Origin of the sequence: Anaerococcus vaginalis ATCC 51170, assembly GCF_000163295.1 — a bacterium.
GTDB classification, from domain to species: Bacteria; Bacillota; Clostridia; order Tissierellales; family Peptoniphilaceae; genus Anaerococcus; species Anaerococcus vaginalis.
Genome location: NZ_GG700527.1, coordinates 679,727 through 704,646, shown reverse-complemented (window position 1 = coordinate 704,646; position 24,920 = coordinate 679,727). Strand labels below are relative to the sequence as shown.

At 29.3% G+C, this 24,920-nt stretch carries 23 protein-coding genes, 2 pseudogenes and 1 riboswitch; of the genes and pseudogenes, 1 reads left to right on the top strand and 24 read right to left on the bottom strand.

Annotated elements, in window-relative coordinates:
• Nucleotides 1-15 precede the first annotated feature (15 nt).
• The 9 genes from HMPREF0078_RS03310 to HMPREF0078_RS03270 form a co-directional block, all read right to left on the bottom strand.
• The gene (locus tag HMPREF0078_RS03310) at nt 16-621 is read right to left on the bottom strand and encodes an HAD family hydrolase (RefSeq protein WP_004838692.1); all 606 of its coding nucleotides are present in this window, start codon (nt 619-621) and stop codon (nt 16-18) included.
• Entirely contained in the window at nt 618-1,076 is a 459-nt protein-coding gene (ribH, locus tag HMPREF0078_RS03305; protein WP_004838691.1) for a 6,7-dimethyl-8-ribityllumazine synthase, read from the bottom strand. The genes HMPREF0078_RS03310 and ribH overlap by 4 nt, the downstream gene beginning before the upstream one ends.
• On the bottom strand, nt 1,077-2,291 hold the full coding sequence (gene ribA, locus HMPREF0078_RS03300; protein ID WP_004838689.1) for a GTP cyclohydrolase II: 1,215 nt from the start codon (nt 2,289-2,291) through the stop codon (nt 1,077-1,079). It abuts the gene before it with no gap.
• 6 nt (nt 2,292-2,297) lie between these two features.
• Nucleotides 2,298-2,921 carry a riboflavin synthase gene (locus tag HMPREF0078_RS03295; RefSeq protein WP_004838688.1) on the bottom strand — a complete coding sequence of 208 codons (624 nt, stop codon included), beginning with the start codon at nt 2,919-2,921 and terminating at the stop codon, nt 2,298-2,300.
• On the bottom strand, nt 2,902-3,981 hold the full coding sequence (gene ribD, locus HMPREF0078_RS03290) for a bifunctional diaminohydroxyphosphoribosylaminopyrimidine deaminase/5-amino-6-(5-phosphoribosylamino)uracil reductase RibD (protein ID WP_004838687.1): 1,080 nt from the start codon (nt 3,979-3,981) through the stop codon (nt 2,902-2,904). Before ribD ends, HMPREF0078_RS03295 begins: the two co-directional genes overlap by 20 nt.
• Before the next feature lie 76 nt (nt 3,982-4,057).
• Nucleotides 4,058-4,170: riboswitch (FMN riboswitch) on the bottom strand.
• Nucleotides 4,171-4,270: 100 nt separating this feature from the next.
• Nucleotides 4,271-4,984, bottom strand: a complete 714-nt coding sequence (locus tag HMPREF0078_RS03285) for a hypothetical protein (RefSeq protein WP_004838686.1) — start codon at nt 4,982-4,984, stop codon at nt 4,271-4,273.
• Nucleotides 4,985-4,993: 9 nt separating this feature from the next.
• Nucleotides 4,994-5,641, bottom strand: a complete 648-nt coding sequence (locus tag HMPREF0078_RS03280) for a hypothetical protein (protein ID WP_004838685.1) — start codon at nt 5,639-5,641, stop codon at nt 4,994-4,996.
• 425 nt (nt 5,642-6,066) lie between these two features.
• Nucleotides 6,067-6,534 (bottom strand): GNAT family N-acetyltransferase, encoded by a 468-nt coding sequence (locus HMPREF0078_RS03275; protein WP_004838684.1) that lies wholly within the window; start codon nt 6,532-6,534, stop codon nt 6,067-6,069.
• A gap of 1,232 nt (nt 6,535-7,766) precedes the next feature.
• Nucleotides 7,767-8,366 (bottom strand): hypothetical protein, encoded by a 600-nt coding sequence (locus tag HMPREF0078_RS03270; RefSeq protein WP_004838682.1) that lies wholly within the window; start codon nt 8,364-8,366, stop codon nt 7,767-7,769.
• Nucleotides 8,367-8,610: 244 nt separating this feature from the next.
• On the opposite strand from HMPREF0078_RS03270, the gene HMPREF0078_RS03265 reads away from it, so the two are divergent.
• The gene (locus HMPREF0078_RS03265) at nt 8,611-9,642 is read left to right on the top strand and encodes a lipid II:glycine glycyltransferase FemX (RefSeq protein ID WP_039920466.1); all 1,032 of its coding nucleotides are present in this window, start codon (nt 8,611-8,613) and stop codon (nt 9,640-9,642) included.
• 276 nt (nt 9,643-9,918) lie between these two features.
• On the opposite strand, the gene HMPREF0078_RS03260 is transcribed toward HMPREF0078_RS03265, so the two are convergent.
• From HMPREF0078_RS03260 to HMPREF0078_RS03210, 15 genes and pseudogenes are all read right to left on the bottom strand, one after another.
• The gene (locus HMPREF0078_RS03260; RefSeq protein ID WP_232618487.1) at nt 9,919-10,482 is read right to left on the bottom strand and encodes a hypothetical protein; all 564 of its coding nucleotides are present in this window, start codon (nt 10,480-10,482) and stop codon (nt 9,919-9,921) included.
• A gap of 68 nt (nt 10,483-10,550) precedes the next feature.
• Nucleotides 10,551-10,952 (bottom strand): HIRAN domain-containing protein, encoded by a 402-nt coding sequence (locus HMPREF0078_RS03255; RefSeq protein ID WP_004838679.1) that lies wholly within the window; start codon nt 10,950-10,952, stop codon nt 10,551-10,553.
• Entirely contained in the window at nt 10,949-11,755 is an 807-nt protein-coding gene (locus HMPREF0078_RS03250; RefSeq protein WP_004838678.1) for a hypothetical protein, read from the bottom strand. The genes HMPREF0078_RS03255 and HMPREF0078_RS03250 overlap by 4 nt, the downstream gene beginning before the upstream one ends.
• Before the next feature lie 160 nt (nt 11,756-11,915).
• Nucleotides 11,916-12,050, bottom strand: a pseudogene (locus HMPREF0078_RS09390) (DUF262 domain-containing protein); the annotation flags it as partial.
• Between the two features lie 53 nt (nt 12,051-12,103).
• Nucleotides 12,104-12,214: a GmrSD restriction endonuclease domain-containing protein gene (locus HMPREF0078_RS09385; protein ID WP_019117778.1), complete on the bottom strand. Its 111-nt coding sequence runs from the start codon at nt 12,212-12,214 to the stop codon at nt 12,104-12,106.
• Nucleotides 12,215-12,259: 45 nt separating this feature from the next.
• Nucleotides 12,260-15,322, bottom strand: coding sequence for a type III restriction-modification system endonuclease (locus tag HMPREF0078_RS03245; protein WP_004838677.1), 3,063 nt, complete (start codon nt 15,320-15,322; stop codon nt 12,260-12,262).
• Nucleotides 15,323-15,334: 12 nt separating this feature from the next.
• Nucleotides 15,335-17,185 (bottom strand): site-specific DNA-methyltransferase, encoded by a 1,851-nt coding sequence (locus HMPREF0078_RS03240; protein ID WP_004838676.1) that lies wholly within the window; start codon nt 17,183-17,185, stop codon nt 15,335-15,337.
• A gap of 8 nt (nt 17,186-17,193) precedes the next feature.
• A complete protein-coding gene (locus tag HMPREF0078_RS03235) occupies nt 17,194-18,003 on the bottom strand; it encodes a hypothetical protein (protein WP_039920464.1) in 810 nt (269 codons plus the stop codon).
• Between the two features lie 279 nt (nt 18,004-18,282).
• Complete coding sequence (locus tag HMPREF0078_RS03230) at nt 18,283-18,516, bottom strand: helix-turn-helix domain-containing protein (RefSeq protein ID WP_019117782.1); 234 nt, start codon at nt 18,514-18,516, stop codon at nt 18,283-18,285.
• Between the two features lie 512 nt (nt 18,517-19,028).
• On the bottom strand, nt 19,029-19,199 hold the full coding sequence (locus HMPREF0078_RS03225; protein WP_004838672.1) for a hypothetical protein: 171 nt from the start codon (nt 19,197-19,199) through the stop codon (nt 19,029-19,031).
• 1,137 nt (nt 19,200-20,336) lie between these two features.
• Nucleotides 20,337-21,567 (bottom strand): annotated as a pseudogene (locus HMPREF0078_RS03220) (IS256 family transposase).
• A gap of 740 nt (nt 21,568-22,307) precedes the next feature.
• Nucleotides 22,308-22,871, bottom strand: coding sequence for an ISL3 family transposase (locus tag HMPREF0078_RS08885; RefSeq protein WP_004838669.1), 564 nt, complete (start codon nt 22,869-22,871; stop codon nt 22,308-22,310).
• The gene (locus HMPREF0078_RS09325) at nt 22,861-23,199 is read right to left on the bottom strand and encodes a transposase (RefSeq protein WP_004838668.1); all 339 of its coding nucleotides are present in this window, start codon (nt 23,197-23,199) and stop codon (nt 22,861-22,863) included. Before HMPREF0078_RS09325 ends, HMPREF0078_RS08885 begins: the two co-directional genes overlap by 11 nt.
• Nucleotides 23,196-23,549 carry a transposase family protein gene (locus HMPREF0078_RS09380; RefSeq protein WP_004838667.1) on the bottom strand — a complete coding sequence of 118 codons (354 nt, stop codon included), beginning with the start codon at nt 23,547-23,549 and terminating at the stop codon, nt 23,196-23,198. The genes HMPREF0078_RS09325 and HMPREF0078_RS09380 overlap by 4 nt, the downstream gene beginning before the upstream one ends.
• Nucleotides 23,550-23,778: 229 nt before the next feature.
• Nucleotides 23,779-23,961, bottom strand: coding sequence for a hypothetical protein (locus HMPREF0078_RS03210; protein ID WP_019117788.1), 183 nt, complete (start codon nt 23,959-23,961; stop codon nt 23,779-23,781).
• Between the last annotated feature and the right edge of the window lie 959 nt (nt 23,962-24,920).

The following is a 24,920-nucleotide window of genomic DNA, read 5'->3' as shown; positions in this document are numbered from 1 at the left end:
CGCTCTGATCTATTTTTACAACAATCCCTTTATTTTTAATAAATCACTGATTTTTTCAATTTTATAATCTGATAGGTCTCCCTCACTTTCTTTACCGTAGCCGTATTTTGCAAAAATGGATATATTATTATTTAGAAAACCAGCTTTTATATCGGATAGCCTATCTCCCACCATTATAAAATTATTAATTTTATTTATTCTTATTATTTCTGCTTTTGATTTGTAATTGTAATCTTCTCCTACTAAATATTTACTAAAATATAAATCAAGATCATAGATTTTTCTTGCATTTTCTATATATTTTTTTGTACAAGAAGATAAAATTATAAGTTCGTGTTTTTCTTTTAGGAAATTTAATACTTTTTCTGTTTCTTCATATAAACTACCAAAATCTTTCATATTTTCTATCATCAAATCCCCTGTTGATTCTATTAATTTTTCTTTATCATAGGAATCGTCAAGAAAATCACCCCAAATTTTTCTTGGTGGATCTCCAAGATATGATTTTGGATCAAGATTTGGTTTTTTTATTTTATATTTTTTTAAAGTATCATAAAATGCTTTTTCATAAATTTCGTCACTTTTATGGATAGTTCCATCAAAGTCAAAAATTATTTTCATATAAGATCCATTAGATTTGCCATTTCAATTGCAGATATTGCTGCATCACTTCCTTTATTTCCAGCTTTTGTTCCTGCTCTTTGAACAGCTTGCTCGATTGTATCAGTTGTAACAACTCCAAAAATAATTGGCTTTCCGCTTTCAAGTGATACATTTGCAATTCCTTTTGAAACTTCTGAGCAAACATAATCATAATGAGAAGTATCTCCTCTTATAACAGCTCCCAAACAAATTACAGCATCGTAATCTTTGTGAGCTAATTTTTTTGCTGCAAGAGGGATTTCAAAAGCTCCTGGAACTCTTACAAGCTCAATTTCTTCATCTTTTACTTCATGTCTTTTTAGTGTATCAAGACAACCTTCTACAAGCCTATCTGTTATAAAATGATTAAATCTTGCAACAACAATTGCATATTTTTTGCCATTTGAAACTAAATTTGCACTATATTCTTTCATTTAATTCTCCTTAAATTCTCTTAAATCGTGACCCATTCTGTCAGCTTTTGTTTTTAAATAAATCCTATCTATATGATTTGAATGAATTTCTATTGGAACTCTTTTATTAACTTTAATATCGTATTTTTCCACTTGTTCGATTTTATCAGGATTATTTGTGAGCAAGTCAATTGATTTTACACCCAATTCTTTTAACATTAGACAAGCTATTTTATAATTTCTCAAGTCTGGTGCAAAACCAAGTTTTATATTTGCATCTACCGTATCGTAACCTTCTTCTTGAAGATGATAGGCTTTTATTTTATTAAATAATCCAATTCCTCTTCCTTCTTGTCTTAAATATAAAATAATTCCTTCTCCTTTTTCATCAATCATCTCCATTGCCTTGTGAAGTTGATTTCCACAATCACACCTGTTTGATGAAAACACATCTCCAGTTAAACATTCAGAGTGAATTCTAGTTAAAATATTTTCTCCATCAATCTTGCCTTTGATTAAAGCCAAGTGTTCTTTTTTTTCAACTTTGTCATAAAAACTTATGGCTTTAAATTTTCCATGATCAGTTGGAAGATTGATAATATTTGTTTTTTCCAAAAAATTTTCTTCATTTTTTGAAAAATCCAACTTATTTTCTTTTATATATTTTTTTATCTCAGACACACTAGTCATTTTCATTCCAAGTTTTTCTGCAAGCTCAACTACTGCTTTTCCTCTTAGCATGTGACCATCATCTGCCATAATTTCACAGCATAAACCAATTTCTTTTAATTTTGCAATTTTCATCAAATCAATTGTAGCTTCTGTGTGGCCTTCTCTTACCAAAACTCCCCTATCTTTTGCAATAAGCGGAAAAACATGGCCAGGTCTTCTAAAATCACTTGCTTTTGTATTATTATCAGCAAGGGCCCTTATAGTTTGTGCTCTTTCAAATGCTGAAATTCCTGTTTCTGTATCAACATGGTCAATTGAAACTGTAAAGGCTGTTTCGTGATTGTCAGTATTATTTTTAACCATCATTTCTAGGTCAAATTGTCTAGCAATATTTTTGCCAATCGGTGTGCAAATCAAACCTCTGGCATATTTTGCCATAATATTAATCATCTCGCCTGTAACTTTTTCTCCAGCACAGATCATGTCAGCTTCATTTTCCCTATCTTCGTCATCAGTTACTATTATTATTTCATTATTTTGTAATGCTTTTATTATCTCTTCCATACTTTTTTAAAAACCATTTTCCAATAAAAAGTTTTTATCCAACCTTTCTTCTTTTTTATTTGCCATAGATTTTTGGATAAATCTATTTATAATATCAGTTTCAATATTTATTTCATCGCCAATTTTTTTGTATTTAAAATTTGTTCCTTCTATTGTTTCTGGAATAAGTGATACCTCAAAACTTGTAATTTTATCATCAGAAACAGTAAGAGAAATTCCATCAAGAGCAACTGAGCCTTTTTTCACAATCAAAGAGCAAATTTCTGGACTTGCTGAAATTGTATAAACATTTTTATTTATGTTTTTTATTTTACCAACTCCATCGACATGACCTTGAACAATATGGCCATCAAGCCTATCAGAAAGTCTCAAAGCTCTTTCAAGATTTACATTTTTATTTACAATTGACCTATCAAACTTAGTCATTTTTAAACTTTCATTCATAAGATCTGCCTTGTAAGTTTTGTCAGTAATTTCTGTCACTGTAAGGCAAACCCCATCAGTCATAATAGAATCTCCAAGTTTTGTATCTTCCAAAACAATACTAGCTTGAACTTCAATTTGAACATGGTCATTAATTTTTTTAAAAGAAATAACCTTGCCCATTTCCTCAGATATTCCAGTGAACATTTTTAGCCTCAATCATAATATCATCATCAAATCTTTTCACATCTTCAATCTCAAACTCATAAGCATCCTTAATTTTATCTACTCCCCTTCCATAAAAAGAAGATTTAGAATCAAAACCACTAATTATTTTAGGCGAAATAAATTCATAAATTTTATCAACCAAGCCTTCTTGCAAAAATCCATAATTAAGACTTGAGCCACCCTCAACCAAAATTGAACCGATTTTCATTTTGTAAAGTTTATTTGCCAAATCATTTAAGTCTACATGATTATTTTTCATTTTACATTTAATTATATTTAAATTAGGATTATTAGTGTCCTTGCAAGTTGCTATATAAGTTTTTTTATCACTTTTTAAATTAAAAATCTTGTAGGACATATAATCTTTTTCAATTTCAAGATTAGTGTCCACAATAATTCTTACAGGATCAACTCCGTTTTCAATCCTTGAATTTAAAGATGGATTGTCCTTAATCAAAGTATTTTTTCCAACAATTATTGCATCATAATCACTTCTTAGTTCATGAACATAAGCTCTTGATGATTCATTAGAAATCCACTTAGAATCATTAATATTAGAAGAAATCTTCCCATCCAAAGTTTGAGCAAATTTTAATGCAATAAGAGGTCTGTTATATTTTACATTGAAGAAAAATTTTTCATTTAATTTTTTTCCTTCATCTTCAAGCAAACCCGTAACAACTTCAATATTGTTATCTTTTAAAACTTTAAGACCATCGACCTTTGGATTAGTATCAATATTTGAAATTATAACTTTTTTAATATTTCTTTTAATAATTTCCAAAGTACAAGGACCTTGTTTGCCCCAATGAGAACAAGGTTCCAAATTTACATACAAAATCGCTCCATCACAATCACTTTTTAAATTATTAAAACAATCAACTTCCGCATGAGTTTTTCCATACTCATGATGAAAACCTGTAGAAATAATTTTATTATCTTTTACAAGCACAGCACCAACAAGAGGATTAGTTAAAGTTTTTCCTCTCGCTTTTTTTGCAAGCTCAAAACATTTTCTCATATATTCTTTATCATTCATCTTGCCTCCTCCACAATTCTAGGCAAAAGAAAAAGTCCCATTTCAGGGACTATAATTATTTCAAAAAGAAAAATCAAAATATCTTCTCTCATCCAGACTATACTGTCGGTATAGGAATTTCACCTATTCAGCAAAAAGCTCGCGGACTTTACCGCCGGTGGGGAATCACACCCCGCCCTGAAGAATTGTGTTATTTTATTTACACTTTTATTATAATACAAATTTTATTTTTGTCAATCGTTTACATAAATAAAGTAAATATTACTATTATCTTAAAAATGAATTAATTTTATTCCACATTTTCTATGAAAGGAAATTTCAACTGATCATTTACAAGAATATATACTCTAGATTCATCTTCATCAATATATTTTGTCCTGCTTGGAAATCCTATCCATTCATTTACAGCATTTTCCATTTGATTTCTTTTCTTAAAAGGAAGATAAAGAGTGTAATCTCTACAAATTTCATTTTCAGTTGGATCATTTGTTTGAAAGCCATAAGGAACTTCAACAGATTCATATTTCTTCTCATCTTTGTCGCTAAATGGTACATTGCCTATATGCAGATAGTCTACAAGCTTTAAACTATAAGTTAAATCATCTATTTTTTGACTAACTTCAAATTTACCCAAACCATTTGTCAAATAAATAGTGCTTTCATCTTCGTATTTATAAGATAAATCAAAGGTTCCCGCTTCTTCTCTAAAGTGTATTTTTGTAAACCAATTACCCCCTTCTTCTTGTAAAATAAGTTCTTTACCTATTAAATCTTTAAGAAGATCTTGATTTTCCAAATTTTTGCTATAAGTTTCTGTAGGCTTATTATTTCTTTTAGAAAAATCTCTTACAATAGAAGATCTTGATTTAAAAACTCTATCATAAAAATAATTTTTTTCGCCTCTTATTTCTTTTATAGAAATTAAATCTTCTTGTCCATAAGTTTTTATAGGTAAAAATATAAGGCATAAAATAAATAATATTATAAGTTTTTTCTTTGTCATAAGTCACTCCTATCTTACATATTCAACCATAAAATTTTCTTCGCTCGCATCTTTTTTTCCTATGGCAAAAACTTTAAGTTCTCCATCTTTTATATGTTTATCATCAATTTTTGCAATACTTCTTTCATGATCTTTTATGTCATTAAGCTTTCTATGCGGTAGATAAAGAATATATAAATTATCCTTGTCATCTTTTTCATACATTTTAGATTCTATATATTCTAGGGTAAAGTCCATACCCTCAATATTTCTCATCTCACTTTCTCCTAGAGGAAGTTCATAATCTATCCTCCTTAAACTTATAAGATAGGATGTCTCATCAAGTTTTTCTTTTATGTCAAATTTCCCATTATAAAGTGAAACTTTACCTTGGTTATAATCTCCACTTCTAAATGTTCCATCAAAATATCCATCTTTATAAAAATATATGGCTTCTTCTTGACTTTGATAGGCATAGAAAAATTCTTTGCCCTCAAGCTCATCATATATTTTCTTATACTCATCCTTTTTTATATTTTTTACTTTCTTTGTTTCTTCTGATTTTTGGCTGCTTTCTACTTTCGAATTATCAACTTTTGTATTTTCCTTTGTGTCTTTTTTATTACACGCAGAAAAAATTAATAATATAATTAGCACTATTAGTATTTTTCTTTTCATAAAAACTCCTTTTTGTACTTAATAATACTATGACAGAATAAATATTTTATTATATCTTCGATAACATCTATCTTATACCTATCTTAATTGTATTTGATTTGGAAATCCTCATTTGTTTTATGTATACAAAAATTTCCATCATTTGCAAGATATTTTTATAAGAAAGGTTTTCCTTATATATATAAATTTTTTGCTAAAAGCAAATTTAAATATCTAGCATAAGCAATAGTCATATTTCTCTTTTTTATATTATATCATCAGTTTAGAATTTATACTAGAAACCATTGTTTGAATAATCATTATCATTTTTCATTACTTTTATAATCTACTATCTTGTTATGGTATATCTTATAAGTGACTTGAGAGTTAAGAATGAGTAGAATTTTATTAAAATTGTACATAAATCCCAAAAACTTCCTATATATTTACTCTAAATCTTTTTTAAGCATAACTATATCTTTAGTTCTGTAATCTTCAGTAAATCCACAATCTAAAAAAATTTTTATAGCACTATTATCCAAAGCTATACTATCATACAAACTTCTTAATCCATTATTTTTTGCCAAACAGCATAACAGTTTCAAACCTTCACGTCCATAACCATTTCCACGATATTTTGAATATATAATTATATTTGCTAAATATTTATTCTCTATTTCATCTAAATGATAAGCTATCTCCCCAACAAAATTATTATTTTCATCAATTAAATATCTATAAAGCCTTTTTCCATCTGGCTTTTCAATCCAATAATTATACCATCTTTGCCACTTGGATTCTGGAAAATCGATAGTTCCTCCCCATGCATTATTATAAGACATAGTGTCTGGATCAGATAGTAGCCTTTCTCTAAACCATAAGTCTTCATATTTTGGAATATAAATCTTAACCATTTATTTTACTCCTTCAAATAAAAAATCATTTTTAAAACACATTTAATAAATCACTTAAATATAATACATAAAATCTTTTAATTTTTTATTATATCATTTTATCAAAGCATTATTACAAATAGCAATAGCTTATACAACTTATCAGAATAATATCCCTTATGTTATAAATTTAAATTAATTATCGAAAAAAAATAATTTTCACATAAAAAGACTTCTAAAGTTCCTTTTAAAACCTTAAAAGTCTTATAAATTATTTATTAAATTCTTTCGAGCAAATCTATTGATTCTGTATTCGTTATCTTAACAAACATATTTATCAATTTAATATATCCAATCTCGATATCGTTTTTAGTTTGTATCTTCAAATATCATGCTAGTGTTGATATGTCACAGGATATTTAGACGAATTTTTGTGTGATTGATTTTATTATTCCATAGACGACTTTAGAATCATTCCTTTTCGTTGTGTACAAAATAGTATGAATCCTAAGTATTCTTTTGTTAGTTTCCTATGATGTTTTTTGATTCTTCTATAATAAAATGAACGCTTTCAAAGTTGTCTAGTTTTTTGTTTTCGATGACATATTTTACTGCATCTTTTGCGACTCCAGCTCTGATTGTGTCGTATTGATTTACTTAGGAGAAGCATTATTTATGGCTTATTATAAATGACAAATCTGAGATTTTATCTACAAATTATTTTTTTATACTAAATCGATGTTTTTATTTTTTACATAAATTTCCACGATTTTATCCACAGATTGTAGATTTTCTAGGATTGCTTTTATTATCCAATATCGATATACTTAATACATACGTGCCGTTTTGCTAATTTATTCTTTAAAAATTTAGATATTATATCAAATTGACTTATTTTATAAATCTAAATCCATTTATACTCATATGGTATACCATCTAAAATATAATTAGGAATTTTTCAAACACGTCTATACTATAATGAAATTCTATCATATAATGTAGCTCCCCTTTATAGTAAAGTCGATTCTAGACAACAAACATCAAATCTTTTAATATAAATTCCACCCTAATTATTTTTCACTTCACAAATTATTTCACATTTGCTTGATTACTCAACATTTAATGCTCCACCAACTAGATATTTTGATTTTCTACTTTGTATGTAAGCAATGCTTGATCTCTGATAATAACAGCTGTGACTCTCACTATGTGTCGTCATTTCTCTATTATCATTATAAAATCCATAAAACTCTTTAAGCATAAAACACGGGTACATAGTTATTAACTAAAACTTCTTTTAAATCATCTAAAATACAATTTAAATTTTGAATGTTAAAACTATAAAGTTTATCTAAAAAATACTGATTATCATATACATAGTTATCATCCATTAATGAAGATTTCCTAAGTTTAAAGTAGAAAGTTGTCTTTAAAAGTTTATCATCAGTATAAGTGAATGAAGAACCAAAAACACAAGCTTTATTATAATCAGAATTTTCATTTATTCTTATAGTAGATAATAAATATATTAAATCCTTATTTTGTTGTTTAAGATTTGCTATAGTCGAGATTAATTCAATATAACTTTTAACTTGCTTATCTTTTAAACCAATTGGCATTGAAATAATTTTTTCAAAATTATTGTTCTTAACATACTCAATTTTATTAAAAATAATACTCTGATCCAAAAGAGCTAAATATTTAAAAAAATCTGTAGAAAAGCGGTTAGTTGTAAGCGAGTCTTTCAAATCTATTAACTGGTAAATTTTTTTATCCTCTAATCCATCTATGTCAATATTTATCCCTCTGTGAGGATTATATTTAAATTCGATCTTTTCTAAATCTTTCAACATTTACTTCACCCTTATTCGACTATAATAATTCTATTAAAATTATATATATATATATTGTCAAATATTATTTCATTACGTAAGTTTTACATATAAATCTTAATATAGTAAATTATTTATAGATATAAATATAAGATAATTATTATATTAATTATGTGTTAATTTTTATTATTAATATAAATTACAATTGCAAAACAACATTATGTCTGCTATTATTATATATAATGAGTTAATATACGGAGGATATATGCGCCTTAATGTAAATGATAAAGAAAAAGTAAAAAAATATTGGGATTTTTTTTATAATCACCCATCTTCAAGTTTTTACCAAGATAAAATTTGGGCATTAATAAAAAACGGATGGAATAGTGACTATTTTTATATAGAAAAAAATAATGAAATAATTGCTGTCGCACAAGTTTTATCTATATACAATTCAGAAGCAAAAAAAAATCTATTCTATTGTCCTCGTGGACCAGTATCAGATCTTTATGATATAGAAACAAATATAGAATTAATTAATGAAATCAAGAATTTTGCAAAGAAAAATAATGGATTTCTTGTTAAATTTGATCCCAATTATGAATATGATGAAAAACTTGTAAATGAATATAAAAAACATGGCATAGAATTTTGCCACAAAATGTATTCTTATGTTCAATTCCCTTTTTCAATGATGTTAGATATTAATGGAAGAAAATTCGAAGATGTTATCCAATCTTTTTCTAAAAACGGAAGAAAACAAGTAAGGAAATCTTATAAACAAGACTTGGAGCTATATGTTGGAAATAGAGATGATATTAAAATTTTTCATGAAATAACTGCTGATATGTGCAAAAGAAAAGGTATTACTTATAGACCTATAGATTATTATTATCGACTTTATGATAATTTTAAAGATAAGGCAAGGATGACTTTTGTAAAGTATAAAAATGAATTTTTATCTTGTTCTTTTTTGATAACATTCAAAGATTATGCAATGGCTCTATATGGTGCAGATAATCTCAGTATTGATTTAGGTCAATCTTACTTTCTAGATGCTGAAGAAATAAGATATTGTTGTGAGAACAATATAAGATATTATGATTTAGGTGGTGTTAAATCATTAGACATAAACGATGGTCTATATAGGTTCAAAAGAAAATTTACAAATAATAATATAATAAAATGGATTGGAAATATAGAATGTATCATTGATGAAGATTCTTACCAAAAATTTATAGAAAATAAAGATGATAGAGACTATACTCCTGAGCTTAAAGGAAATATTGCTGATTAATTTTGTAAGTAAATGTAAATCTTTTTCTATAGATATTTAAATAATTTCTTTATTCAATTTCTACTTATAATTTGATTTTTAATCATATTATAAGTAGAAATTTATAAATAGTTTTTTTCTCGTTTATAATTAAAATATAAATTTCCTTTCATAATTTTCTTATTTAGCATTCTCAGATGATAAAGCTAAGTTTTAAATATCAGATATTCTAGTTTTAAATAGTTTATGATTTATTATTGAAAATAGTAATAAAATCCCATTAATTTGTATTATTTTTTAATATAATGTTTTTGAAATCTCATCCCAAATCTCATTAAAACTTTTACCATCAAAAAGTTTATATCTAAACGCTTTATCTATGCTATTAAATACTTTTTCTTTTTTTAGAAATCCAATTGCTATATCCCCTGATATACTAACAATAGCATCTTTTTTATGATAAATAAATTCATATCCATCTTTAAATTTTTTCCAATCAAATGGTGTAAATTTAGACTTTTCACTGAATATATCATGTAGATCTTCTATAAGATACTCTGTAAAATATTCATCATCAGAAATAACAAAATTTGTAGATTCCGGTTTCAAAGTCGCCAACATAGCAAGGTTATAAGACATACTCATTCTATCAATTTTGCTTGCCTCTACTTGTATTTGTCTTTTTTGGTTTTCTTTCGTAATTATAACTTCTGACCATAAATCAGCTTGTTCTCCAAAAATATTAAAATAATCAAAGCCTGCTGTTACAAGTCTATTGATAGCCTCTTTTAATATATATTTTTCTTTTATATGATGTCCAATAATAAAACAGTGTTCTCCTGAGCAAATTTCAAAATTCATATCATTGATATCACTTATACATATATTATTGCAAATCCATTTATTTTTATAGTGCATACTTTATTAGCCTAACTTTCATGAAGATAAATTTTGATTTTTATCTTAAGCCATTTACCTCGTATTTCTTTATCAATAACTTTAGCAAAAAGAATTTTTCCAGCATCCATAAGTCTAGAGAAAATAATATTATCTTGACGAGGGACATAGCCGATTTTATCTTTTTTCAATGTTTCTACTCTAATAGCTTGAGGATCATGTTCATTTTCTGGCTCACGATAAAAAACTAGTTTATCACCATCTTTGATATAAGATAAAATATTTTCAATTCCTTTAATGTGTGTTGTCCCAGCAACATAAGTATCAAAAAGATAAATATCACGCTCAAAAGGTTTTGGTAAATCAATTCCTACTTCCTTATTCAAAAGATACTCAATTATTCCTCTCTGATCTTTTTTTTCTAAATTATTCATATCTCATCCTTAATTAAATTATTTATATATTCTTCTTGCGTTCGTAATGCGTCATCAAAACTCTTTAAATCTTTTTCTAACTGACTTAACCTCTCTAACTTTTTCTTCTCATCTTCCACGTAAATACTCCAAGTATAAGGAGGCATAGATTTAATCAACTCAATGTCATTTTTAATTAGATTTACTAAATCAGTTAGTCTTATTACCTCTTCTTCCAAAGATTTACCAGCCAAACCTATATCATCTTTCATATCTTCACTGCAAACTATATCAAAAATAATTTGTAAAGATTTGAGATCCCCATTTTTATAAAATTCAGTAGCATTATAAAATAACTCTTTTTCAGAATTTGTTATCGATAAATTTATGTCTGGGTGTAATTTCTTTACAATATATTTATATAATTTTTTTAGGCGTTTTTCATCATCATCAGATAATATTTCAGATTTTGAACGCCTTAATGCAGTATTAATTTCTTCAATTTTTTCATTTAATTTTTTCTTATATTCTGTAAATTCTAAGTCTAACTTTCTATCGATAACTTCCATATTTATTTTTTCTTGACGATTCTTTTTCGCTTGAATCATATCTTTTTTTCTTTTCAAACGAAGATATTTACAATAAGCTTTATAGATTTTGTACTCAAGACTTCCAAAAATAAGCATATATTCAGTTTTTATATTTTCACAAATTATATATTTAAGATTGTCCCTTTCAAAAACAAGATTTTCCAAAGTTTTTTTAAGCTTTCGAATTTTATCCTTTGATTTTTTATCATTTGGAAACTCAATAATTTGCCCCATATATACGCCTCCTAATACAATTAGATTTTTAAATAATAACTTTATACGAAGCTATTATAATAACATTAAGATGATATTAATAATTAGCATAATCAGTTACAATAATATATAAATCACAGTAGCCAATGCTACTGTCTAGACATAGCTCAATACTTGCTGATTAATTACGTTCCGCTACAGGACTAACAACTAATTTTGTGTAAGTAGCTCTTAACAACAGTAATAAAGACGTAATACGCTGCTGACCATCAATTATTTCTTGCTCACAATCTTTATTTTCATATGCAACGATATTACCAAGAAATACGAACGTTCACGTTCAGTTTCTCTACTAGCAGCCATGAATTCTCATAAATCTTCAAACAGCATTTCTACCTGTTCATCAGTCCAAGCATAAGAGCGTTGATATTCTGGAATAACAAAGGGTTTTACTCTTCCACTACCAAGTAATGCCTCCACACTTTGTTTGTTAACTTCTATTTTTGTTGGAATAAATAGTCTTCCTCACTTCGTTACCATATCAAGGAGTGTCTTGTAGCTATCAACAACATCGTAAATAACCTCACCATTGCTAATTGCCTTAAAGTGTTCTCTTGCACAGTGAATCTTTGATTCTTCGATTAAACGAAGCTGCATTGAATCCATGGAACCTTTTGTCTCTGCAACAAAATAAATGTGCTTAACGGTTCCTTCATAAAATGCAATTGCCCAGTCAGGATTATAATGTCCAACTGGAGTTGAAATATAAAATCCGTCTGGCAATTTAACATATACTGCTACATTTGTGTTTGTATCCAGTTCAGTAGCAAACACCTGCTCATTTGATGAATCATAAACGATATGGTCATACAAATGCTTTTTTGCTTTCATTGCATTTACACCTAAGCGACCTTTGATTGTAGGATCAGTAAATACGTCAGTTCCATATTTATCATCCATAACATCGTAAGTAATATGTTCAATTATAGCAGTTGCTTTTTCATCATTAATAAGTGCTGCTGCCTTAATGATGAATTCTTCTGGATTGTTCTTAAACTGATTAAAGGTTGCTAGCTGAATACCCTGAAGAATCTGGATTACAGCTTTTCTTGTAAGTCCAGTCTCATCTACAAGCTTTCCAATCAAGTCATATTTAACATTAGAATTTGCAGCAACAACATTACCGTAGCTTGCAGATTTTTCCTTAACAAAGGATTCACCACTCACAAGGTCTTCTTTTGATTTAATCTGTTCCATAGCTCCGGTTTCAACCTTGAAATAAATCTTTGAAACGCGAAGTTTTCTATCTAATGAATCAATAGATTTTCTGACCAATTCATCTGTATCAAAATCAACAACATATACAGACTTAGAATTAATCTTTGCCCACAAAGCCTTGAACTCAGGCATAGCTAGTTTACTTTCATCAACCTCAAGTTCAATATTATTACTACGAGCATTTTCAGGCTTTATAGCTCTGCTGTCATAAATGGAATCAATAATTTCAATAACAGATCCTGCAGAATCAGCTACTTCTTCAGCAACCTTCAATTCACCATTAGCCTTATCCTCATAATATTTATCAGTAAGAACACCCTTCCTATCAATGTAGCCATTAACAATAAGATCAAAATGGATTGCTCTACCTATATCACCATCAATAACCCGTTCATTACCCTTGTCGTCCTTGATTACCTTACCAATGAACAATTCTGTAGTAACTGCCTTTGGTCTGTCAGAAATTGCTTCTGCGATTTCATTCTGAAGACCTTTAGCAAAGCTATCATAGCTTTCACTGGCAATTACAGTAAGCACATTTACGCTATGTACATCATTGCCGAGCACATTTGTATCCATACGTTCACCATCTTGATTAACACAAAGACGGAGACCACGTCCTACTTCCTGACGTTTGCGAACATCACTACTGCTCTGCTTCAAAGTACAAATCTGGAATACATTAGGGTTATCCCATCCTTCTCTAAGTGCAGAATGGGAGAAGATAAAACGCACTGGAGACTTCTTCGGATTTCTATCAAGAAGAAGCTCTTTGTTTTTCATAATAAGGTCGTAAGCATCAACGTCATTCGACATTTTTTCCTTAGAGTTTTCTCGCTTTTCATTTGCCTTACTATCAATCATCTTTCCTTTTTTATCGATAGAAAAATATCCAGCATGTGTCTTATCTTCAGAGATAGCAGAAAGATACTTCATGTAGTCGTCTTCTCCCATGCCAATTTGAAGATTACTGATAACATCCTTGTATTCTTCTTCGAACATCTCTGCATAAATACCATTTATCGGCTGACCAGTTGAATCATACTGCTTATACTTAGCAACCTCATCAATAAAGAACAGTGAAAGCACTTTAATGCCTTTATAGAACAATTCTCTTTCCCTTTGAATATGAGAAAGGATTGTTTCTCTAATTTGAATGCGGCGAAGCTGGTCTTCTGATACCTTACCAATTACGTCACCTGCATAAAGTTTAATACCATTAATAAATTCTACAGAATCATCACGCCCATCAATTCTTGAAACAACAAATCCATGCTTGTACTCTTCCATCTGACCAGAATTATCATAAAGGTTATAACCCTCCGAAACAATACGAGTAATCTTTCTAATGCTAGTTGCACCTTTAAAATCAAACTGTATTGTCGCTGTAGGTGCAGCCTTTGAAAGATTTATACTTTCCAAGTAAATATAACTTTCAGTTGCATTACTACCAGATTCTGTAATCCCCTTAACAGCAATTTTTTTAACAAGACGCTTGTTGTAGGCTTCCATAGCATCCAAACGGTAAATCATATTATAAATACTATCTGACTTGTGAGTTGCAGAATAACGAAGAGTCATTAAAGGATTAAACTGTTTTAAATTTTCTTTTGTTTTCTTACCCTCTACAGATTGCGGCTCATCAATGATTATGATAGGATTTGTTTTTGCAATAACATCAATTGGACGACGAGAACGAAACTCATCCAATTTCATATAAATTCTTCTTGCATCTTTTCCTCTTGCATTGAATGCCTGTGAGTTGATAATCATTACGTTAATAGAACTATCTGATGCAAAGCGGTCTATTTCGGTGAGTTGTGCAGAGTTATATATAAAGAAACGAATCTTTTTTCCATACTCTTCAGCAAAATGATTTTGTGTCACTTGAAATGACTTATATACACCTTCACGGATAGCGATGCTTGGTACAACAACTATAAACTTACTCCAGCCATAAGCACGATTAAGCTCATACATAGTCTTAATGTAAGTATAGGTCTTACCAACACCAGTTTCCATTTCAATTGTCAGATTATATCTACCTTCTAGTTTCTCTGAAGGCTTAATCTGATTTGCTCTCTGAATTGTATTTATATGTTCCAGAATCAATCTATCATTTAATTCTGGTACAATCTTTTGATTGCTCCAACCAGTGAAATCATCTTCATCTGTTAATGATTGCTGGATATGTCCTAAACCTCTATCCATCATATAAGAAGGAGTCAAATAAGGCTGACCAGCAAATACATCAACTACAGCTTTTGCAGCATCTGCTTGGAATTTCTGACGCCTAAATTGTAGTTTCATAGCTGAATCTCCTTAAATAACCTTTACTCTTGTGTCAGGTGCCATCAATTTAAAGATTTCTCCAACATTAATCTTTGAAGGACTGTTTTCAAAACTGCTGTCACGGAATACTGCACGAAGAGGCTGTCTCCTTGCAATTTCCTTAATCACACTATCCGGAACATTCTTATCAAAACAAGCAATAAGGTCGCCGTCGTTATAGTTATGAACTGTACATCCATCAATATGCTCAGAGCTGTATGGAAGCGATAAAGGAAGTCCCCACTCAAGAAGACATCCAAACAATAAATCAAGGTCATTACGGTCAGATTTAACATTAGATTCAAGCATTGAGAGTATTTCTTGGCTGTATTCTGATGGTCTGTAGTAAACATCATTCATATTGGTAGAATCGAGGATAAATGTTCTGTATCCATCATCAATATCTTTATTAATGGTTTCAGCGACTAAACTTATTCTATTTCTCCCCACATCACACAACGTTTCGTAACCAGCCTTATAAGCTCCTTTTTTCTCATCAACTTGTTCCTGTAATTGCACCATAATAAATTTTCTATTTCCTCCGTCCGCAGCATTTTGCTCCATAACAGCTTGAGCAGTTGTAGCACTTCCTGAGAAGAAATCCAATATAATAGATTCCTTGTCTGTTGCATACTTTATCAATTTTTGTATAAAAACAACTGGTTTAGGATAGCTAAATACATCATTTCCGAAAAGCTTTTTTACTTCAACTGTTGCCGCTTGATTCATATACTCATTTTCAATGCCAAACAAGCTATTAACTGGTTCAAATAAGCTAGTGGCATCTTTCTTATAACGCTTAAATATGAATCCTCTTTCTTTTTCTCGATAATTCTTCTTAAATTTGATTTTTCCATCACTTATATATCGCTGTAATGTTTCTTTTGAGAAAGCCCAATATCTACCCATAGGCGGAAAATCCTTTCTATGAGTATATGGATTCTCAATCTCAAAATAAGTAGATGATCCACCGCTTTTAGCACTTGGGTCGCCCGCACACCATTCTCCATTCGGATCATTATCTGGATTAGAATAATTATCAAATGCCTTGGGTTCACCTTGAAGAACAATCTGATTTTTATCCTTAGCATATACTAATAAAACTTCATGTTGCAAATTAAAACCACTACCATTATCAGCTGTCATTGACTTTGTTTTTCTAATGATTTCTCCCACATTATTAGACTCGCCAAAAACTTCATCGCATATTTTCTTAAGATTAGCCTGTTCGTTATCATCAATAGAAATAAAAATTACACCATCCGAAGCTAGAAGATTCCTAGCTATCATAAGACGAGAATATATCATTGAACACCAGTATGAATGAAATCTTCCATTTGATTCAGTGTTTCTATATAATTTTAGTCCTTCATCATCATGTAAACCAATAGATGCATTATATTCTTCAATATCGACAACAAAGTCATCTATATATATCAAATCACTTCCTGTATTATATGGAGGATCTATATATATCATTTTGATTTTACCAAGATAACTTTCTTGTAGAAGTTTTAATACCGATAGATTGTCTCCTTCAATATAAAGATTTTCTGTATCATTCCAATTTTTACTATCTTCTATACAAGGTCGCAAGGTCATTCTTATTGGTTTGTTTGCTTCGACAATGGCTCCTCTTTTTCCAGGCCATGTAAATTCATAACTCTCTGAAAAATCTTCCATATCTGCAGATAACATTTGTTTAAGCAATTCGAAATTAACTTTTTTTACAAGATTTCCACTTTGGTCCATTCCTTCAGTTACACAATTTGGAAATAATCTGGCAAGCAATGCTATATTTTTTTCTTCGCCTGAAACGGTTTCAAAATTCATTTTTTCCATGATCCCCCCTATTTTCTTGCTCTAGTAAACCAACCTTGTTTTTGACATATTTCTTTTTCAGTTCCATAATTTCCACCCACATGAAACTTTCTGCAAGCTTCTCTTACCACTAAACCTATCTCATTTTCATTGCCTATCACCCAAAGACAGCCTCCATTTGGTCTTTTATCAATAATTTCAAGACCTTTACTCTTAAAAAAATCAACAAGTGTCTTCGCATTACCCTTTGATTTTGCTTCGGGTGATGATAACTGTTTTGTTTGAGGCATATTAGTTGTGGAAACAACTATCCCACTATTTACTGTTTCAGTCATTATTTTAAATATTTTAGATGAATATTCTTGAATTCTCATTGCACTTGCAACCATATTCTTGAATAAATCTATCTTAGAAAAACTATATATTTTAAATTTATTAGTATACCTTATTGAAGCATTTTCCTTCCATGAAGAATCTGTCCTTAATGCTCTTCTTTCTCTTTCTTCCTGAAGCCAATCTTCATGCCATCCAACAGCAATTCCTGTCTCAGTCGAGTCACACTGTAGTGATATCTGGATCGATTCTTTTTCGAGTTTTCTTTCATATTGACCTAAACTATCGAATTCCAGTTTACAATGCTCGAAATACCTGTCTCGATACTCCCAATCGTAACCTATTGATTGATTCGTATAAATATCTATGAATATTCCATCGTTATCGTAAGTTTCAACTTTGTTTGGGCGCATTTCTATATTTTTGCAAACCAAACTTCCATTAAATTTTTCTACAAATTTTAGCATCGTTTCATCATGCTTGTCATACATTGACGGTCTATACATCAATCCCCCTCCAATTCTTTTAATTTCTTAATTTTAGCATTTAAGTCTATCTTTTTATTAAGCTGTTTTTCTTTACGAATTTTATTTTGAAGTGTTGCTATCTTCTTTTGAATCGCCTGCTTCTGTTCATTTCGTGCAACGTACTATTTCCGTAATGTTATCAAATACTTTTACTTCCATAGATTTCATCCTCTTTAAATAGTATGAATAATCAGGCTAATTTATATTTTCGACTGTCTACACAGCCACGCATTCTGTTATAGTCGTTCAGACATCCATTTATTTGGGCTCTTTTGATTCATCTGTTGTATCATCTGGAACAACTTCGACAATATCTCCTATATCACATTTTAAATACTCGCATATTTTAAGGAGCAAATCCGTTGTTATATTAGCTCCTTTACCTAGTTTTGCCAACGAAGCCGAACTAATGCCTGCATTCTTTGCGAACTCAGTTTTCTTCATGTCTTCTTCTACAAGTTTTACCCATAATTTTTTATATGATAGTTTCATTCCATCTCCTTCGGGAGGTATTTCCTCCAAATTGAATTAAATACTTAAACGTGCCTATACTCACCATAATATGTAGTCAACCTTTATGAATGATAAATTATTAATATAATCCATTCTTCAATGTATCCTCTTTAATTCGATCCTCTTCACGATAACTTGTCAAAAATAAAAACTTATTCTTATCAAAGCTAAATAAATAATAAACATATCTTAGCGTCAAAGTTTTACCCGTATTAGACATACCTTAAATAGCCTTAAATTTATATAAAACTCAATAGTTTCCCAATCAATGATAAGTTTTCCATCTTCAAAGTATATTCTATTTCAGCAAGGTTATTTAGACTAGGATTCGTCTCATAAATATTAATCTGAATATCGACATCATATATACCTTTGGATAAGCGACGAAAAATCTGATTAATAATATCTTGCATGGTCATCTCTATTTCAACTGTAATATATCTTCAAGCTAGAAAGCTTTGTAAATGATCTTTATCTAAATTGTAAATATCCTATATTTCTTCAGCAAAATCAGCCTCATCGTACCTACTACAAATCAATCCATCCCTGTTCTTTAAAATATACTTTTTGCCTTTAAAAATTTGGTATTGCATATTTAAGAACAATTTAGTTACTTGATTGAACTTATCACTCACATACATTTTTTCTTCTCCGTCAGTCATCAGGTCATATAATGTGTCTCCAACAAGCTGCAAAACAAAAATCCCACCGCGTTCTGACAGTGATATATAAGTCTTTAATTTTCCAGCTATCTAATGAAAATATACTGTCCACCCCCTTTAACATTTTTTGTCAAACAACAGTTACTCACAGTCAAACTTAAAAATATCAGATTTTCCATAATTGAATCATACTTAAAAGAGTTAAAATAGATTTTTTAAAGTATAACACACTTTTTCGCGTTTTTCAATATTTTACAAGTTAACGCTTATAAATTATTTACGAATGCAAAATATTTTTTTATTACTGATTCAATGAAGAATATAGCATTCCCTTGGCAAGATATTAAACTGTTTAGATCAGATATTAATACTAGCTACCACATCGTTTGGAACTGAATCAGCAGTCTAGAATCCTACAGCCCTAAATACAATGCTAGAATTATCAATGAGCTTGACCTGAAATTAATTATACTTATATATTTGAGTGAACTTCTTAGTGATAAAACAAAATATCAAAAACAGTTACAGCAAAACATTGCATCAGTCATCAAAATTTCTGCTACCATATTCACTGATGATATTTATAAGAAGCTTATGTAATTTCAGCGCGAGCTTATTAAAAAAGGATAACGATAAGTAATCTTACGATGACATTGCAAACCAGATTTTTGCACTCAGATAAAAACTCCAGCAAGCTTCAATGAATACGGTACAAGGTAATAAACAGCTAAACCTCATAACTGAACCGCAATACTTTATTAAAAAAAGGATACTTATCTTAAAGAATTTGATAAAATACTAGTAAGGTGATGGTTTAAACATATTATAATTTACCATGACTACTGTACTATTGAGTTAAAATCAGAACTCAAGGTAAGTGTTGAAATGATATGTATAGGTACAAAAAAATTCCCAAACACTGAGTTTTTTTCAGTGTTTGGGAATTTGGGTCTGTAAATAATTTTGTGTATCAACCTAAATCCTGATAAAAGGGTAAGGGTTGATACGTTTTTTATGTATCAATGTTTGTCCATTCCTAAGGAATAGACCTTGTCTTAATTTTACTTTGGCTTAATAAACTGTCAAATTTTTATGAAAATTTGCAGCTGATTTTACATGATTTTTCTGTTTTAATTTTTAGAACCTCCCTTCAAAAAATATTAATAATTGGGATAGGATTTGATCCCAACCACGTATTCTACTTGTCCATTTACTTGAGGCATCTACCATTGCAAGGTACAAGCTTTTTTGTAGGGCATAGTCATTTGGAAATATTGTCTTGTTTTTAGTAACTTTTCTTAGTTGCCTATTGAAGTTTTCCATTGCATTTGTTGTATATATTAGTTTTCTTATTCCTTCTGGATATTTAAAATATGTGGATAGTTCTGTCCAGTTGTTTTTCCATGAGCTTACACACATTGGATATTTTTCACTCCATTTTTCTTCAAAGATTCCTAGATTTGTTAAGGCTAAGTCTTCTGTTGATGCTTTGTATACTGCTTTTAGGTCTTTCATTAATTCTTTATGTCTTTGTAGGATACAAATTTTGTTGAGTTTCTTATTTGGTGGATTATGCATGATTTTGCCAACGCTTTTTGGGTGGATTTCTGCTCTTGGATATACTGCTTCTATAGCCTCACTAAATCCTGGTAGATTGTCTGTTGAGAATATTAATACATCTTCTAATCCTCTTTCTTTTAGACCGTTTAATACTAAGAGCCAATATTTGCTTGATTCATTTTCGCCTACCCACATGCCTAGGATTTCTTTAAAACCTTCTAAGTTGTAGCCTAGGGCAATGTATACTGCTTTTTTTACTACTATGTTGTTTTCTCTTACGTGATAGTGTATGGCGTAGGAAGACCATAGGATAGATTTTTTCTAGAGGTCTATTTTGCCACTCTTCTATTGTTGGTAGGATTTTATTGGTTATTTTACTTACCATTGTTTCTGATATGCCAAAGCCATAAATATCTTTGATGTGACTTGATATGTCTCTTGTTGTCATTCCTTTGCCATACATTGATATTATTTGGTTTTCTATTTTTGATATGTCTTTTTCATATTTCTTTAATGATTGTGGTTCAAATGTTGCTTCTCTATCTCTTGGTATGTTTAAATCTATGTTGCCATATGATGATCTTACAGTTTTCTTGCTTGAGCCATTTCTTGTATTTAGGGATAGTGGCTTTTCACCGTATTCATAGTCTAAATGCTCATCTAATTCTGCTTTTAAAAGTTCTTCCATTGTATCGCCTAAAAGGTCTTTTAAAGCTTCTTGTATATCTTGTGCATTTTGAGGCTGATATTCTTCAATTAATATTTTTGCTATTTTGCTTCTTCTTGTTTCTGGTCTTTTTCTTGGCATAAAAATTCCTCCTGATTAGTTTTTCTTTACCCTAACCAGGAGGTTATATACACATAATTTTACACATACTCTTTTTCCTAGCAGGTTTCCATACAAAAAGGTACGTTTTCTAAAATCTAATTATTCATATATTTTTTTGTAACATTCTTAACCATCATTCTATACATGAGTACACCTCTTTCTTCCTACATAGTTTTGATCGCAACAAAACTTACTACAAATATGAATAATATAAATAATAGAATATTTCATTCTTACTTTTAAATTTTATATGAATACCCAATATTATTAACTTATTTTAAATCCCACAAATATATAATCTATTAAAAGTATTGCAGACGTAATTTAAAATGTGAATATAGCTCTTTAAGCATTGATGAGCCAAGTAGTTATTTATTTCATTCTCTAGATAGATTTCTAATGGCTCTGCTTCTTTTAAATTCATCTATATATTTTCATTAGGGATATAGACAGATTTAATTTAATTGAATTTTTCAGTACACATTGATACATTCAGACAAATGTTCTTCTATCATTGCCTTACTTTCTTAGCTACATACATCATCTATATATAGGGGAAGAAGATCTTCAATAATTTTAAAAGAAATTTTCATGATATTCCTCCATTAACTTTTTTTTCCCTATAAAATATGCTCTTTGTCAAATCGTGTTGGTAAACAATAATTAACAAATTCATTTATCAGGGGTAGAAATTTCTACCCCTGATAAATTTTTCTAAATTATCTACTCAATAAATTCCTAGTAATAAAAATTCTAGTCCTAAAATTCACAAATCTCTTAAAACCAAAAGAAATTCGCTTTAAAGCCTTTATGAAGTTGTTAATACCCTCAATAACTCCATTAGAATACTCATATTTGAAAGAATTTTCGATTAAATCAATATATTTAAAACAAGTATCAATAGAAACTTTCATTATGTCACTAACCATATCCTTGAAATACTCCAAATGATTTTTAAAAAAATCAAAATCTCTCTTTTCAATATCTTCCCTAATTAACTGATAACAATCATAAGAACACTTTAAAATCTCATTACACCCAATACTTTCTTCAACAATATCCACACTAGAAACCATCCTATCAGGAAAATGAACCTGTTTTAAAAAATGAATAGGATCAAGTAACCTAAAAGGTTTTAAAAAGCATTTCCAATATCTCTTAAGTCTTTTGTATTCAAAAGAATAAGTAGAAAAACTGTTCATAGTATTAATCCTAGTATGATTAAAAGACCTAGTAAAGAGATTAACAATATGAAACCTATCAATAATAATCTTAATTAACAAATAAGTCTTTAATCAAAGAAATATAAGGGCTGTAGATATCAATACAAATAGATTCAACCTTATCCCTAACCGACTTATTAAAAGAATAAAAATATCTCTTTAAAAAAAGAAGCTGCCTGTTTTCAACAATATCAATAATCTTATGATTATCAGCATCACAAAAAATGAAACTCATAGCCCCCTTAGCATCACGAGTAGATTTAAACTCATCAAAACACAAATGCTTAGGTAAAAGATTAAAATCAACATTAAAAGAATTATCAAACTTAGCAAGTATTCTAGCAACAGTATTAGAAGAAACAAAATTATCAAAAGCAATGTCTTTCATAGAAAGTTTCCTAGTAAGATCACTAAAAATAGATTTTTTAAGTTGATTAGAAATACAAGAAAATAATGCCCACACTTCTTGCAAAACATCTTTTGTTTCTTTAAATCAATGATAAGAGGATAATCACCTACCTTAGAGAATCTAACATGAGATAACTTAAAACCATATTTAATAATCAAAGACTCATCCTTACAACCACAATGAGGACAAGGCTCATTTGAATACTTGAGTTTAGCATTAACAACAGAATAATTAACGCCCTTAATAAGTTTATGATGTATACCATCCAAAAAAGTTAAGTTATCATCTTTAATATTTAGTAAATTTGTAATAAAATAGTTTATAGACATATTTAATCTCCTTTCTAGATTTTACTTAATTTAATTGTAAGGTAAATGATTAAATATGTCTTTTATTTTTACAAAAAAAATCGTATTAGTAAAAGTATCATTTACTTTCACCAACACGATTTATTATAGACCCATAAAATACTACTCTTGCTACTCATCTGATTTTCCAAATATTTCTCCAATTTTTTTAAAAGATAATTCTGCAAAATTTCCTAGCGTAAACACTTCTTTATAAGGCTCTTCTAATTTGTGCAAGATCGAGTGTAAATTTATTAATTGTTCTTTTTTCAAATTCTAGTACAAAATCTATTTCACAAATCAAATTATCATAGTTCTCATTATAGTCTTTATCCGTTGAAAATATCTTATCTTTACTGCAGATAACCGCAGAAACAACTCTAATTATCTTCACTAAAGTTAGCCTCGTAAATTAGAAAATAAATCACCTGTGTTTCAAGAATCTCAGACACCTTAGCAAAAATCTCAATCATTAAGTTCTATTGCTTTATTACTGGAAGATATGCTTAGAAACATTCAAGTTTTACTTTATTTATTTCATCTTTATTCGAATAGTCAATATTCTATATAATTATTCTCTTTCCATTAAAGATAAAAAAGGTTTTTATCCCCATCACAAGAACCATTATCTATGTGTTCATCAAACGCATTAATGTCTAATTAATAGTAGAGAAAACTTCTAATATGCTCTCTGCAGAATTTGAATCTATTTTGAATTTTCTGTTTGTTTTCTCTATTTCATCAAAAATATATGTTTTATAGACTAGCCTTCCATCGGAATAAATAGCTACAGAAAATCCATCGTCGTTGTCTCCAAGGCATCTCTAAGATGGTGTATTCATTTATACAAACATAATCTAAGAATAGTTTGCTTTTTTTATTCATTGTGATACCCGTAAATTAAATAAACTCCAACAGTTTCTTTTACATGCGGAATTCATATCCCATCTTCTTTATACCTACCTTATCAAACTGTACCGCAATTGAAGTTCCTTCGATGGCAGAGATAACTCCAATATCGAATGTTTTATGTTTCACCTGATTTTCAACAATATCTGCTGGAATCACAACTTGAGGCTTTGTTTCCGGTTTTTTAACTATGTGAACTACAAAGACTAAGTTCTTAATACCTTTCTTTTTTCTTCCGCCATCATTTTTGTATACTCAGCATCTACATTCTTTCCGTGCGCCTTATAATCTTATATATCCTTAAAGACAAGCATGGTAGGTCTTTTACATCATTATCGGGAATCGGACGGATATAAAACATCCAAACCTTACAGTCATTACCATCTTCATCTGGATAAATATCCATTTACGATTTCGATACCAATTCAATTCTTCCACAATAAA